Source organism: Paenibacillus sp. T2-29, from assembly GCF_052921365.1.
This window is the reverse complement of record NZ_JBREVE010000001.1, coordinates 508,178-522,755: the sequence shown is the minus strand read 5'-3', so window position 1 is coordinate 522,755 and position 14,578 is coordinate 508,178. Positions and strand designations below refer to the sequence as shown.

11 protein-coding genes are annotated in these 14,578 nt (G+C 47.6%); 10 read left to right on the top strand and 1 reads right to left on the bottom strand.

Translation table 11 applies throughout. The features are described 5' to 3' along the window. Positions 1-6: 6 nt before the first annotated feature. The 6 genes from ACU1JV_RS02905 (at position 7) to ACU1JV_RS02880 (ending at position 5,531) form a co-directional block, all read left to right on the top strand. On the top strand, positions 7-1,992 hold the full coding sequence (locus tag ACU1JV_RS02905) for a helicase-associated domain-containing protein (protein WP_413986607.1): 1,986 nt from the start codon (positions 7-9) through the stop codon (positions 1,990-1,992). A gap of 107 nt (positions 1,993-2,099) precedes the next feature. Further along, positions 2,100-2,540: a YlbF family regulator gene (locus tag ACU1JV_RS02900; RefSeq protein ID WP_013371862.1), complete on the top strand. Its 441-nt coding sequence runs from the start codon at positions 2,100-2,102 to the stop codon at positions 2,538-2,540. Positions 2,541-2,574: 34 nt separating this feature from the next. Next, positions 2,575-2,835, top strand: a complete 261-nt coding sequence (locus ACU1JV_RS02895; protein ID WP_017427798.1) for a YlbG family protein — start codon at positions 2,575-2,577, stop codon at positions 2,833-2,835. A gap of 229 nt (positions 2,836-3,064) precedes the next feature. Continuing rightward, a complete protein-coding gene (locus tag ACU1JV_RS02890; protein ID WP_013371860.1) occupies positions 3,065-3,502 on the top strand; it encodes a hypothetical protein in 438 nt (145 codons plus the stop codon). Positions 3,503-3,705: 203 nt separating this feature from the next. Continuing rightward, complete coding sequence (locus ACU1JV_RS02885) at positions 3,706-4,623, top strand: selenium metabolism-associated LysR family transcriptional regulator (RefSeq protein ID WP_040103406.1); 918 nt, start codon at positions 3,706-3,708, stop codon at positions 4,621-4,623. A 38-nt stretch (positions 4,624-4,661) separates the two neighbouring features. Next, complete coding sequence (locus ACU1JV_RS02880) at positions 4,662-5,531, top strand: PHP domain-containing protein (protein ID WP_413987580.1); 870 nt, start codon at positions 4,662-4,664, stop codon at positions 5,529-5,531. Between the two features lie 93 nt (positions 5,532-5,624). Here the strand turns inward: ACU1JV_RS02880 and ACU1JV_RS02875 are convergent, their stop codons facing one another. Beyond that, positions 5,625-7,373 (bottom strand): Rqc2 family fibronectin-binding protein, encoded by a 1,749-nt coding sequence (locus ACU1JV_RS02875; RefSeq protein ID WP_413986606.1) that lies wholly within the window; start codon positions 7,371-7,373, stop codon positions 5,625-5,627. Positions 7,374-7,603: 230 nt separating this feature from the next. Here ACU1JV_RS02875 and ACU1JV_RS02870 point away from each other — a divergent pair, with 230 nt between their 5' ends. The 4 genes from ACU1JV_RS02870 to ACU1JV_RS02855 all read left to right on the top strand — a co-directional run bounded on the left by ACU1JV_RS02870 (position 7,604) and on the right by ACU1JV_RS02855 (position 14,569). Next, positions 7,604-10,402: a calcium-translocating P-type ATPase, SERCA-type gene (locus tag ACU1JV_RS02870; RefSeq protein ID WP_413986605.1), complete on the top strand. Its 2,799-nt coding sequence runs from the start codon at positions 7,604-7,606 to the stop codon at positions 10,400-10,402. Between the two features lie 109 nt (positions 10,403-10,511). After that, a complete protein-coding gene (dapF, locus tag ACU1JV_RS02865) occupies positions 10,512-11,342 on the top strand; it encodes a diaminopimelate epimerase (RefSeq protein ID WP_413986604.1) in 831 nt (276 codons plus the stop codon). Between the two features lie 158 nt (positions 11,343-11,500). Next, positions 11,501-12,526, top strand: coding sequence for a hypothetical protein (locus tag ACU1JV_RS02860; protein WP_413986603.1), 1,026 nt, complete (start codon positions 11,501-11,503; stop codon positions 12,524-12,526). 156 nt (positions 12,527-12,682) lie between these two features. Beyond that, complete coding sequence (locus ACU1JV_RS02855; protein ID WP_413986602.1) at positions 12,683-14,569, top strand: bifunctional homocysteine S-methyltransferase/methylenetetrahydrofolate reductase; 1,887 nt, start codon at positions 12,683-12,685, stop codon at positions 14,567-14,569. Positions 14,570-14,578: the final 9 nt, after the last annotated feature.

Below are 14,578 nucleotides of genomic sequence, written 5' to 3'. Positions count from 1 at the left end.
TCAAGGATGGGCGTAACGAATACACATGGCAGCTATAATGAGCTTTCAGCGGATGAACTGCTGGTGCTTAAACGATGCTTTATCCGGCATGCTGCACAGCCTATGAGGGAAGAGGAGCCTGTGCAGCTTACCCAAGGTGCCTTAAGCGGAGTCGAAACAAAACTGGCACTGCATGGGCTTCGCACCCGGGGGTGGCTGGAGGCAGTTACCAAATCGTGGGGTGAGCGGATTTTATACATTCCGGTTGATCGACTACCCGCTCTGTACGATATGTTGTTAGAGCAAACTCCAATGAACGAGATACATACGGATCATCCGATAACGGTACATGAAGCAATGACTGGACTGGAGTCAGAGTTACTGCATGTGTTGTCACGTATTGCGATACAGGGAATTCCTTTGACGGCCAAAGGAACCATACATAAGCGGTCATTGCAAAAGTTAAATGAACTGACCCCCTTTCGTCCGGAGGACCTGGAGGGACTTGGGTTACATTATGCGCATGCCGAGCTGTATCCAGTACAAACGGTGGTCATGATCGATTTACTACTCAGTTTGGGGCTGTTAGTGAAAGAAACTGTGTCTTTCCGTATTCAGGAAGCGGAACTGGCGATATGGATTCGTTTGTCTGCTGGGCAAATGCGCAAGCATATTTTTGCCACTCTCATGGAAAGGTACGGCAAGGCTGAAGCGCCCATACAGCATTTTCGCTATATGCTGTGTGCCGTCTCGCAGTATGTAGGAACAGACGGATGGATATCTATTCAGTATCTGCTGCAATGGATGCTTCAGGTAGGCTTAATGCCGCAAAATCGTTTAAAGGGAGATGATTCCACAAACAGTACCCTTATAGACATTGTTCCTACAATCGCAAACCTCGATGGGCTTGCGGATGAAACAGTATCTGATTTTAATTTTAATGAACCTTTTATGGAAGATATAAAGGGTTGGTTGAAGGCCCTGACGGCTTTTGGAATGGGGGATTGGGGTCAGACCACATCAGGCGAATTGTGTTTTCGCTGGAATGTCTCTGCGACAGATCTGCTTCGTCCCTATCATGACGAGGATACTTATCAAGAGCAAGGTGCCTTTTATGTGCAGCCTGATTTTGAAATATTGGTACCGCCAGATGTCGCATATGATGTGCGCTGGCGATTGGAATGCTGCTGTCAGCGTTTGACAGGAGACCGGTTGGTAGTATATCGGATCACCAGAGAGAGTATTACAGAGGCAATCGAGCTGGGCATGGAGGCCAAGGCGATTCCCGCTCTTTTGGACAAGTACAGTCGGACAGGGGTGCCAGAACATGTACGGCTGGCAGTAGAGCAGTGGACAGGCGATGTCGGACGAACGGCTTTTGCGACGGTAACACTTCTGCGATGCGGTACTCAGGAGGATGCGGACATGGTTGCGCGTCATCCTGCATTAGAAGGATTACTGGAGCGACTCGGCGACAAAGATTTTATTATCCCGGTACGCTCTGCTGACAAAATACGAAAAGCGCTCGCTGCAATTGGATTAAGTCCGCGTCTTGAGCCAAAAGGTGCGGATGAGCCAGCTCATCATTATCCACTTTTGACGGAGACAGAGAACCTAGAAGCCGGCCGTTCCCTATTTTCGCAAGAGGGAAGAGCTGGTCTGGTTTACACAGGGCGCACGTTGCATTTTTATGAACAAGAGCACACCCTGCCTGATCCGTCTGACTATTTCCCGGAAAGATCTACAGTACCCTCTTCATGGACAAAAGAATGGAGGAGTTACCATACGTCCACTTCCAGGCAGTTGATGGAGCAAGCGATCCGTTGGCAGGCGGCGGTGGGATTGCGCATTAGTGGGAAAGAGGTTAAATGGATACCGGAATCGGTGGTTTCGGGCGATCCCTGGAGTGTCACAGGCTGGTACGCCTCAGGAATGGATGAGGAAACACCTTCTCGTGCGACCTTGCAGCCAAGGGATTGGTCCGATATGAGGTTGTTGGTTCCTTTTACATAGTCGTGTCAGGAAGTGCATGAAACTCCTTCTTCTCAAAAGAAGGATGTGGTATGATAAATGAGTCTACTTTTATTGGGTAGAACTTTATATAAAGTGAGATGACATTCATGAGCGTAGCCGAATTGAACACGGTCAATATGGCAGAAGTGCTTATTAACGCCTATGAATTGGGCGATATGGTCAACCGGTCCTTTGAGGTATCGGATTATTTATATTGGAAGCAGCGTGTGGAATTGAACCCGTCTATTCAGGCGTGTGTACGCAAGCTGGATGCCAAAAAGGAGCTTTTCGCTGAAACGGAGCGTTTTGGGCATTTTCATCCCAACTATCATGAAGCGAAGGACGCAGTGCAGGCCGTTGAACTGGAGCTAGAACAATTTGAGGCTGTTAAGGAGTTCAAGCGAGCCGAAAAGGCGCTGGATGATATGCTTCATGCCATGTCTGAAACGATTGCATATTCCGTGTCCGAAACCATTAAGGTGCCGAGCAACGACCCGAATGTGAAAAAGGGCGGATGCGGCAGCGGAGGGAAATGCTCCTGCGGATAGGCCATAGGAATGATACGGAGGGGAGATGAAGCGAATGTTTGCCGAGCGGACAGGGTACATCATTTGGGTAAGCGATATCAAGGCTGCCCGCAATCTGGAGAAATACGGAAATGTCCACTATATTTCAAAGCGTATGCATTATGTAGTTATTTATATGAATGCGGATCGGGCAGAGGACACCGTTAAAAATATTCGCAGACTTTCCTATGTACGTAAGGTTGAGCGCTCTTTCCGAAATGAGATTAGGACGGAGTACAACGACGATAAGGAAAAGATGAAAGAATATGAAATATAAGCTTTGATTGTCTATACATTCAAATTTCTTGAAAAAGGTCAGCCTACGGGCTGGCTTTTTTTTGTGAAGCCAGGACTTTTGCATACTAATCTTAATGCTGTTAGACCTAAAAATTCTTTAAAAAACACCCATAAACTTCAATTTTGTAACTTGTAGTCCCGGGTCTGTTGAGGTAACATATGAATATATTGGTAGATATAAAGACCTATCTGGTGGGGAGAGTGATCCCGTGCGTGACAAGGCAATGCAGCGATGGAGTACATACGAACCGTTCTACGTGGAGATGGGCGATAAGAAAGTCGCCGATATCGTGATTACAAATCATGCGAAAACACGTTATTTAGATCGGGTAGAGCAGAAACAGTCCGAGACGAATCATATCGCCGCCTGGCTTTGGGAGTGCCTGAAGCAAAACAGGATGGAGTCCTACTATCATAATGAAGAGGATGTATATTTAATTGATGGTGATCTGGTCGTTGTCGCCGAATTTGGTGAGTTGCCAGGTGAGATGGACATTGCGGGGAATCCGCTTCATAAGATGATTATTATTACCTTTTTGGGTCGGATGTCAGAGACTATCGAATTAAGGGACTTGAAGTCCTACTATTCATGGCTACGCCATTCACGGCGCATGACACTGATGAAAAGCACTCGTAAGCAAAAATAGACGGTGATTTGACGGACGGTTCCATTAGAAAGCGGGCACATTGACAACGTCGAGTTTGAGTAGAAGTATGCAGTTATCAGCTGCATGCTTTTTTATTTTGCAAGCATATAACTCCCCATTTCGGTAAATTTACTCGGAAATTGTTCGCCAGATGTTTTTCTTATGTTAAAATAAGGAGATCAGAGGGGAGAGGGCTGGTCAGTATGAACTTTCATCAGCTGCACATTTTTTATACCGTAGCAGAGCGCGGAAGCTTCTCGGCGGCGGCGCAAGCGCTGCATATGACGCAACCTGCGGTGACGATGCAAATTCAGTCTTTGGAAGATTATTTTGGCACGAAGCTGCTGCACCGATCGACTAAAAAAATTGAGCTTTCGGAGGCAGGAGCGACATTACTGCCTTTTGCAAAAAGAAGTATGCAACTGATCAGGGAAGCTGACGAAGCGATGTCTGCTTTTACTCACATGCTGGAGGGAAGATTGCATATTGGTGCCAGCCTAACGATTGGTGAATACATTGTGCCAAGAATGTTGGGACCGTTTGGTCAGGAGTACCCTCACATACGCATGGCAATGAATGTAATGAATACGACTCAAATTATGGATGATATACTAAAGCACCAGTTGAATTTAGGGCTGATTGAGGCCCCGGTTCAACACCCGGATATTGTGGTAGAATCTGTGATGCAGGACGAACTGAAGCTGATTGTTCCTTCGGGGCATGTGCTGGCCAAGGCCAAAAAAGTAGTTTTAGAAGATGTATTCAAGCATCCCTTTGTAGCCAGAGAAAAAGGTTCTGGTACACGCCAAGTCATAGAAGACGGGCTGAAAAATCGTGGTGCGGATGCCTCTCGACTTGATATTGTAATGGAGATGGGCAGCACTGGAGCGGTCAAATCAGCGGTAGAGGCAGGACTGGGGATTACTATGCTGTCACCTTCTTCAGTCAAACATGAGGTTGCGCTTGGGTTATTGAAAATTGTAAATATTTCAGATATTACCTTCAAACGAGAATTTTATGCAATTCATTTGAAATCAGCGTTGTTGCCGATCCCGGTAGTAACTTTTCTGTCTTACTTGCGTCGTCATGATCAGGGAATGGACGTATTCGAGGACTCGTAGGACAAGCTTTAGAGATGAAGAGGAGGAGAATCTGCATGATGAAGGAACAGAATAATTTGCAACGATATGATCTACATACACACACCCAAGCATCTGACGGTATGCAATCACCTGCTGATAATGTGCACTGGGCGAAGGAAAAAGGGCTGGCCGGTGTGGCTATTACAGATCATGATACGGTGGCCGGTTTGGAGGAAGCCTTGGAGGAGGGAAGACGCATTGGAATGACCGTGGTGCCGGGTGTGGAAATCAGTACACGTGCTGGCGGCAAAGATATTCATATATTAGGTTATTTTATGGATTACCGTAATAAAATGTTTTTGGAACGGTTGGAAAAGCTGAGACAGGCGCGGGATACCCGTAATGATTTGATTTTGAGTCAATTGCGTAGCTTGGGCGTGGAAATCACGCTAGATGAGGTGGTGGCTACAATGGGCAGACCACTAGCGCCGGATGAAAGTATTGGACGTCCGCATATGGCAGATACCCTGGTTCAAAAAGGTTACGCGAAGGATATGCGGGATGCGTTTGATCGTTACTTGGCAGAAGGTGCGCCCGGATACGTGTCTGTACCCCGTGTAGAGCCTGCGGAGGCTATAAGCTGGATTCGTGAAGCAGGAGGAGTGCCTGTAGTGGCCCACCCTGGCTTGTATGGAAATGACGAACTGGTGTGCTCCATAATAGAGGCAGCGAAGCCTGTAGGGTTGGAGGTGCGTCATTCGGATCATGATGCTGAGGCCGAGAGACGATATACTGCAATGGCGCTGCATTATGGGCTTATCGCAACGGGCGGCTCGGATTTTCACGGTGCACGCCAAGGTGTGATTTTCCACGGCGATCTGGGTAGCCGTAGTGTGGACGGTCAGGTCGTCGAGGAGTTGAGAAAGGCTGCTGTTGGACAAAAGTAAATGAAAAAGCCCCTTGCCTACCGCATGGAACACAGAAGTGTATCGTGCAAAGGACAAAGGGCTTTTTATGTGGATTCCATATGCTGGTGGGACCTAGCCGTTTTTGATGCGGTTCGGCAGCTTTTTGACCAGTTCCTCATCAGGTGTGATAAAGAGCGTACGCTGATGATCGTAGATGACAAAGCCGGGCTTTGCTCCGCTGGGCTTGCGTACATGTCGAATCAAGGTGGCGTCTACAGGTACGCTGCTGGACTGCTTGGCTTGGCTGAAATAGGCAGCCAGTTGAGCTGCTTCCTCCAACGTCGCGTCTCCGAATTTCTCGGCACGAATAACGACGTGTGACCCTGGAATATCCTTTGTATGCAACCACGTGTCATTGGGTCCGGCCAGTCGGTTGGTCACATATTCATTCTGCAAGTTATTTTTGCCAACCAGTAGCTCGATGCCTTCGGATGATGTATATACATGCAAGGTCGGACGGTCATTTTTCTTCTTTTTCTTTCCTTTTTTAACCCGATCTCTAAGATAGCCCTGCTGAACCAGTTCTTCACGTATTTCCTCAATGTCGTTGATAGAGGCATGGGCTAGCTGCTGAAGAAGATTGTCCATATAACGAATTTCATCGTGAGTCTTCTCTAGTTGCTCGTCAATAACAGCCAGGCTGTTTTTATATTTGTTGTACTTTTTAAAATAACGCTGTGCATTATCTGAAGGGTTGAGCAGCGGGTCCAATGGAATGGTGATCGCACTCTGTTCCTCGTCATAAAAGTTAGTGAGTGTTACTTCCTTGTCACCCTTTTTTACCTCATGCAGTGAAGCGAACAGCAGCTCTCCGTAAATCCGAAATTGATCGGCATCTTCTGCTTCGGCCAAATCTTGATGGAGATGATCGAGTTTTTTTACGTTTTTGCTCCGCTCGTTTTGCAGAAACCGCAGTAGGTCGCTAACCTTTTGCTTAACCGTGTCCCTTTCTGCCTTTTCGCCGAAAAAGTCCTCCATACACTCACTGATGGTAGCGTATTCCTTACGTTCTCCTTGGATCAACGTCAGTGGGATGGCTGAAAATATTACTTTATCAAGTGCGTTCAGTCCAGATACCGGCTGAAAATGATGATTCCGCACGTCATCCATGATGTCACTGAATGCCCTCCACAGTCGACGATCCTTGTCACCAGAAGCTTCTTCATCAGATGCTCGGATTAGTATCTCTTCAGCAATGAGGGGACTAAGTCCGGTAAAAGTGTTCACGATCCAGCGTTTGGGAGCTTCTTCCGCCTCAATGGCTGCTTGATACGAGGAAAAGAAGGCTGCTTCTTCGACTTCTAGTGGATCTAGCTTGTTTTGTTCAGGAGGCTCTGTGTATTGAAAGCCTGGCATAACGACCCGATAGCTGCTGATAGAGGGTGTGACATGATGAATGCCATCCAGCATCACACCTGTTTCCGGGTCAAGCAAAATAATGTTGCTATGTCTCCCCATTACTTCAATAATAATGCGCTTAAATGAAATATCCCCCAGCTCATCACGCTGACGTATATCCATATGAATTATGCGCTCCATGCCCACCTGCGCGATGTTCTCAATAATGCCTCCTTCGCAATGTTTGCGAAGAAGCATACAAAACATGGGAGCTTCTGTCGGATTGAGAAAGCTTTGCTCTGTAAAATGTACACGCGGAAATGTCGGATTAGCCGACAGCAACAGTTTTACACTCCCACCTTGTGCCCGCAGGTTCAGCACGATATCGCGTTCGTTTGGCTGATGTATTTTATTAATGCGCCCGCCCCGGATGGCTTGCAATTCGTGTACGATAGCGCGGGTTACGATTCCGTCCAATGCCATAATGTATGTTCTCCTTTGAAGCAAATGTATTTTCGCCTTCCTTCTATGATACATAACTTTGGGACAAAACTTAAGCGGCTTTGTGATATTTCGAGTCCTGTCCGAATAGATTGAATCAAGAAAGTCTGTCCAGCATATCAGCAATCGTGGCACAAAAATATAATAACGGGCAGCCATCCTACGCACAACCGACGGAAACGGACTATCTGACCGGGAGGGAATTGGGGAGAATGGAACAAGCACACTGGCACCAATTAAGCAATGAACAGCTTTCAACAAGTCTGGAAGTCGACCCGAAGCAGGGTCTTTCGGAGGAGCAGATTGCGGAACGAAGAGAAAGGACGGGATGGAATGAGCTGAGCGAGGGCAAGCGTGTTTCGGCAATTTTGCTGCTGCTCAACCAGTTCAAGGATTTTATGATGCTTGTATTGATGGGAGCGACCCTGATATCTGGCCTACTCGGTGAGTATTTGGACGCGATTACCATTATTGCTATCGTTGTGCTAAATGGAATTCTCGGCTTTGTGCAGGAATTCAGAGCTGAACGTTCATTGCGAGCTTTAAGACAGCTTTCTGCTCCAACCGCCAAAGTGCTGCGAGAAGGTAAACGAGTACATGTTCAGGCCAGAGAGCTGGTGCCGGGCGATATCGTGCTGCTGGAAAGTGGTGATCGTATCCCCGCAGATGTAAGGTGGTTGAGTACCAATGGCTGTGATGTGGAGGAGTCTGTTCTGACAGGTGAATCGGTTCCGGTGAGTAAGCATTGCCGCCCTATTCATGCCGCCGAAGTACCTCTTGGGGACCAAAAGAACATCGGTTTTATGGGCACCATGATGACCAGAGGCACCGCACAAGGCGTGGTCATTCGCACAGGCATGAGTACCGAAATGGGGAAGATCGCAGATTTGATCGAAAATACGGAGTCGCAGGAGACACCGTTGCAGCACAGACTGGAACAATTGGGCAAAATTTTGATTATCGTGGCGTTGGCGCTAACTGTGCTCGTGGTCGTAGCGGGCATTTTGCATGGTCAGCCAGCCATGAACATGTTTTTGGCCGGCGTGAGCTTGGCTGTGGCAGCTATACCGGAAGGATTGCCCGCAATTGTAACCATTGCACTTGCTTTGGGTGTACAGCGTATGATCAAACGCAAGGCCATTGTACGCAAGTTGCCTTCCGTAGAGACGCTCGGCTGCGCGTCTGTCATTTGCTCTGACAAAACGGGCACACTGACCCAAAATAAAATGACAGTCACCAAGCTGTGGCTGGATGGTCGTTTCTGGGGAGTTACCGGGGAAGGTTATGATCCACACGGTCATATTATGGACAGGGATCTTCCGGCCGACCTAAAAAACGGACAATCCTTGCGTAGATTGCTGCAAGCCAGTGTACTTTGTAATAATGCGGAGATTGTTCAAGCCGATATAGATGAGCTGCGTTCGAAAAAGAAAACCAAAGAGCCTACGCCTTCCGCTGTTTGGGAGCTAAAAGGTGATCCGACGGAAGGAGCGCTGGTCACGTTAGCTGCCAAAGGCGGAGTCACGCGACAAGGGCTATATGAACTGTACACACGAGAGCGAGAATTCCCTTTTGACTCGGATCGGAAGCGGATGTCGGTACTCGTACGCCACCAGGGAGGACACATTGTATTTGCCAAAGGAGCGCCAGACGTGCTACTGGGCCAGTGTTCTTACATTTTATGGGAAGGGAATGTCGTTCCATTAACGGGTACGCTGCGCCAAAAGGTATTGGCAGCCAACGAAGGTATGGCATCGGAAGCGCTGCGTGTACTTGGTGTCGCTTACCGTGACATCCGCTCGCATGAACGTGTCTCTACGGCTGAGGAGGCTGAAGAACAGCTGGTTTTTATCGGCCTGACCGGCATGATTGATCCGCCACGCCGCGAGGTTCGCGAGGCCATCGGCAAGTGCCGTCGTGCTGGCATTCGCACCGTGATGATTACGGGTGATCATGGCACAACTGCGGAAGCCATTGCACAGCAGCTGGGTATTCTTCAACGCGGCTCACATGTGTTGACGGGACAGCAACTGTCTCTCATGGATGATGCGGCGTTGGATAACGTTGTGGATACCGTCTCCGTGTATGCGCGGGTGTCGCCGGAACACAAGCTGAGAATCGTCAAGTCGCTGCAAAGACGCGGACATGTCGTAGCTATGACCGGAGATGGCGTCAATGACGCACCAGCGATCAAGGCATCGGATATCGGTATTGCCATGGGCATTACAGGAACAGACGTGACTAAAGAAGCGGCTGCACTTGTACTGAGTGACGATAATTTCTCAACGATTGTAGCGGCAATTGAGGAAGGCCGAAATATTTACGAGAATATCCGTAAATTCATCCGTTATTTACTCGCCTCCAATGTTGGTGAAATTTTGACGATGTTCTTTGCCATGATGGCTGGGCTACCGCTGCCTTTGCTGCCCATTCAGATTTTATGGGTAAATCTGGTAACTGACGGTTTGCCGGCGATGGCTCTGGGTGTGGATCAGCCGGAAAAGGATCTTATGGAGCATAAGCCTCGTGGCGCAAAGGAAAATATTTTTGCTCGTCGACTGGGCTGGAAAATCATTAGTCGCGGTCTGTTGATCGGCTTATGTACACTTGCGGCCTTTTGGTTGACATTACGGATTGCTCCGAATGATGCAGGGCAACTGATCAAAGCACAGTCGGTTGCATTTGCTACGTTAGTGCTGGCGCAGTTAATTCATGTATTTGATTGCCGCAGCTCTCGTTCCGTTTTCCACCGTAATCCGTTTCAAAATAGTTATCTCGTGCTTGCCGTACTGTCCTCCATTGTACTGATGCTGGTTGTAATGTATGTGCCTGTGCTGCAGCCTATTTTCAAAACGGTACCCCTTGGTTTACGTGAATGGGCACTATCTATTGTCGCAGCTGGAATTCCAACGTTCCTGATGGGAGCGGGAAGTGTATGGGGCGGTCGACGTAACCGTCGGCACGGCGGAAATACACACTTTTCAGCGGGACGTACAAAGTTTTCAGCCTAGAATTTGAGTCATGCATATCGCATCGCTTTCCCGCTTTTGCCCTGTATGATATTATGGGATTAAAGCTTCAAGAGGAGCATGAGATCAGCAGCAACGGCGGGGGGAAGCTATGGAATTCACTAAAATGAATGGTCTGGGTAATGATTTTATCGTTTGGTATGGGCATCAGGAATTGCCGTCTGACGCCTCGGAATTAGCTGTTCGGCTATGTGATCGACATTTTGGTATTGGCGCCGATGGATTGGTATATATATTGCCGTCTGACAAGGCAGATTTTCGCATGCGTATCATTAACTCGGACGGCTCGGAGGCCGAGCAATGCGGTAATGCTATTCGTTGTGCTGCCAAATATGTGTATGACTGTAAGCATATCAACCGTGAACAGATCACGATCGAGACGCTGGGTGCAGGTGTGCAGCAGGTTGAACTGACTGTGGAAAACGGAACTGTACGAATGGTGAAGGTAGATATGGGAGAGCCGATTCTAGAAGGATTGAAAATTCCAACTACACTCGATTTGACTAACGTAATTGATGAGCCCATTGAAGCTGGAGGAAGCGGTTTTCGCTTTACGGCTGTATCTATGGGAAATCCGCACTGTGTCATTTATGTTGAGGACGCGCCTAGCTTTGATCTGGAGGCCTGGGGGCCGAAGCTGGAGTGTCATCCATTGTTCCCTAAAAAAATAAATGTTGAGTTCGCCACGGTACGGAGTCGGAAGCATATAGATATGAGGGTATGGGAGAGGGGAGCTGGACCTACGCTAGCCTGCGGAACCGGAGCCTGTGCTACGCTTGTTGCTTCTGTACTAAATGGATACAGCGACCGCCGCGCCATGGTAAGCCTAAAAGGCGGCGATCTGGATATCGAATGGAGCGAGGATGATAATCACATTTATATGACAGGGCCGGCTGAGATTGTGTTCGAAGGTCGTATATAGAAGTGAGGGTGAAGAAGACCTTAGCAGGTCTTCTTTTTTTGCCCTTTTATGCCGCTGTTTACTGGGAAAATGGTGAACAGAGCGATATTCTGTCTTTTTTTGACGTCTGAACGATGTATAATATAGAAAATGAGAAAACGATAAGGAGGCCGTTCATAGTGCGGAAATTTCGTTGGGTATCAGCAATTGCAATCCTCATTCTTATAGCCACCGCGCTTCCGGTTCAAGCGGCGGCTATTCCTGCTGCCACAGAAACGACGGACAAGCAGGTTGGTTCGCTAACTCCGACAGTCGTAAGCCGTTTAGAAAAAGCAGTGCAAGAACTTATCGGTTCAAAAACTGCATTTCAATTTGACGATGTAACGGATATGGGGAAAACCTGGATTGTCGAGGGTGAATTGGAAGATGGAACAGCTACGTTACAGACAGAATATAATAAAGAGAAAAACAGAGTAGATTCTACAACCATACGATATAAAATAAGTAGTTTGGGAAAGGCGATGAACGCGCCACTCAAGGCAAAAGTATTAAACAGCGCCAAAGCGTTTGACAGCAAGCGCCCCTTACAATTTGAAGCATTCTGGCGAGTCAAATCCCCTTATCAGTCCAACAAGCCTTCAAATTACTGGGTATTCTGGGGGGCAGGAGAAAAAGCTTCCTCATTGTATGTTGATGTGGATCAAGGTAATGCTATTACCGTCAATGCGGACTATGCACTGAAGCAGGTGGATCCTGTGTTACTGAACCGTGCAATGAACACGTTTAAGCGAGTGAGTGGACAGCGAATCACAGTGCAGCATGTCTCACGGTACAAGGATGAGAAAAAGGGGCTTTCTTATTGGTCGTTCGAGGATGCAAGCGAGGCGAATGAAGTCAAAATTGGTGCGGTAACCGGTAAAGTGCTGGCTGTATCCACATCAGGGATGGACTGGAATGATGACGCAGATTTCAAAAAATCTTTTGCAAGTCCAAAATATACTGCCGCCGAAGCATTGAAGCTGGTCAAGCCTAAGGTTCAGCTGTTGTTTAATATCAATGTGTCCGGCTATAAAGTGAAAGTTCAAGGAAATCAATATACGTTCTCCAAGCAGCAAAAGGGGACGGATTCTATTGTGGCTAAAGTAAATAAAAAAGGGACTTTTTACGAGTTTTCCCTCCATTCTTCTGATGGGAAAATGCAATAAAAATGTGGTGGGAAATAGAAAATGATCAATCAAGTTGCTTCACTCCTGATATCATATTGTCGGGACGTGAGGCGGCTTTTTTTGTTTTTGGCTTATGTTTGTAGTCTCTTTATGTTACATTAGTATGAAAATAAAGAGCGGGGTGGAGCAGAGGACATGAAACCGGATTTGCGTACTGTGCTGAATCGTGAAATTATTGTCGGAGACGGCGCTATGGGGACTTTTTTGTCCCAGCTAGGATTTCCAGTAAATACGTCTTACGAAGAACTGAACATTACTTCGCCTGGCGTCATATCAGACGTGCATGGTCAGTATTTAAATGCAGGAGCACGATTGCTGGAGACGAATACATTCTCTGCAAATGATTATAAATTAGCCCGCTTTGGATTGGAATCTAAGGTAGAAGAAATCAATCGTGCTGGTGTGAGGATTGCCAGGGCTGCGGCTGGACCCGAACATTATGTAGTAGGTGCGGTCGGTTCCATATGCGGAGGCAAACGTCTCAGCATATCCAAGCTAGAGCTGTCAAGAAACTACGAACAGCAGATTGATGCTCTTCTGTCCGAAGGGGTTGACGGCATTTTATGCGAAACGTTTTATTCACTGGACGAAATGCGCATTGCGCTTCACAGTGTGCGTAAATACAGTGACATTCCGGTAATTTGTCAATTTGCGGTTGACCAAGTTGGTCGTACCCAAGATGGGTTTTTAATGGCACAAGCCTTTTCAACACTGCGTAGTGAAGGAGCTGACATCCTCGGGTTTAACTGTCACTCCGGTCCGCAGGGAATTATGAGTGTAATGGAGCAACTGGACGGTCCCTTGTCTGTTCCACTGTCTGTATATCCGAATGCGGGATTGGCAGATTATGTGGACGGTCACTATGTATACGGTGCATCACCTGAATATTTCGGAGAATGTGCCACGTCCTTTGTAGATCTCGGTACGAGGCTGATTGGTGGTTGCTGCGGAACGACACCAAACCATATTGCTGCTATTTCCAAAGCTTTAAATGATTTGCAACCACCCCCGTTGGCTCCAAAAGAAACCTTTTCGACGGAAGTCATTCATGTGGTGGAGCAGACAGCAGATGAAGGGGGACGAGGAAATGGCAGACATACCAGCGAACCCAACATTGTGGATCTGGTTAAGGAACGGCATACGGTTATTGTAGAGCTGGACCCTCCGCGAGATCTCGACATTACCCGGTTTATGCAAGGTGCACATGCCTTGAAGAAAGCCGGAGCCGATGCACTTACACTTGCTGACAATTCGCTTGCAGTCACTCGTATGAGCAATATGGCGCTTGGGCATCTGGTTAGTATTGAAACAGGCTTGCGTCCATTAATTCATATCGCATGTCGTGACCGTAATCTGATTGGTACGCAATCCCACATGATGGGTTTTGACGCACTGGGTATTGACCATGTACTGGCGGTTACTGGAGATCCAGCGCGGTTCGGTGATTTACCAGGCGCCAGTTCGGTGTATGATATGACATCTTTTGAAATCATACGCATGATCAAGCAACTAAATGATGGTGTCGCATTTTCTGGTAAGCCACTCAAGCAGAAAGCTAATTTTGTGGTGGGAGCTGCTTTTAATCCAAATGTTAAGCATTTGGGGAAAGCCGTACAGCGGTTGGAAAAGAAAATTGCCTCCGGGGCCGATTATATTATGACCCAGCCTGTTTACGATCCCGAGCTGATTACAGCCATTGCAGAACAGACACGACACTTGGATATACCGATTTTTATCGGTATTATGCCGCTGGCTAGTGGCCGCAATGCAGAATACTTGCACAATGAAGTGCCAGGCATTCAGTTATCCGATGAGGTGCGTGCACGCATGTCGGGGCTGGAAGGCCCGGAAGGACGAGCTATGGGCGTGTCTATTGCCAAGGAGCTGCTTGATACGGCCATGGAACATTTTAATGGGATCTATTTCATGACTCCTTTCATGTTCTATGAAATGACAGCTGAGCTGACTTCATATGTGTGGCAAAAATCAGGCCGAGCACAGGCCCCCTTGTTTCGACTATAATAATCAATT

Coding starts and splice junctions, on each gene's coding strand:
- ACU1JV_RS02905 (WP_413986607.1), top strand. CDS start 7: ATGGGCGTAACGAATACACATGGCAGCTATAATGAGCTTTCAGCGGAT.
- ACU1JV_RS02900 (WP_013371862.1), top strand. CDS start 2,100: ATGAGCGTAGCCGAATTGAACACGGTCAATATGGCAGAAGTGCTTATT.
- ACU1JV_RS02895 (WP_017427798.1), top strand. CDS start 2,575: ATGTTTGCCGAGCGGACAGGGTACATCATTTGGGTAAGCGATATCAAG.
- ACU1JV_RS02885 (WP_040103406.1), top strand. CDS start 3,706: ATGAACTTTCATCAGCTGCACATTTTTTATACCGTAGCAGAGCGCGGA.
- ACU1JV_RS02880 (WP_413987580.1), top strand. CDS start 4,662: ATGAAGGAACAGAATAATTTGCAACGATATGATCTACATACACACACC.
- ACU1JV_RS02875 (WP_413986606.1), bottom strand. CDS start 7,373: ATGGCATTGGACGGAATCGTAACCCGCGCTATCGTACACGAATTGCAA.
- ACU1JV_RS02870 (WP_413986605.1), top strand. CDS start 7,604: ATGGAACAAGCACACTGGCACCAATTAAGCAATGAACAGCTTTCAACA.
- dapF (WP_413986604.1), top strand. CDS start 10,512: ATGGAATTCACTAAAATGAATGGTCTGGGTAATGATTTTATCGTTTGG.
- ACU1JV_RS02855 (WP_413986602.1), top strand. CDS start 12,683: ATGAAACCGGATTTGCGTACTGTGCTGAATCGTGAAATTATTGTCGGA.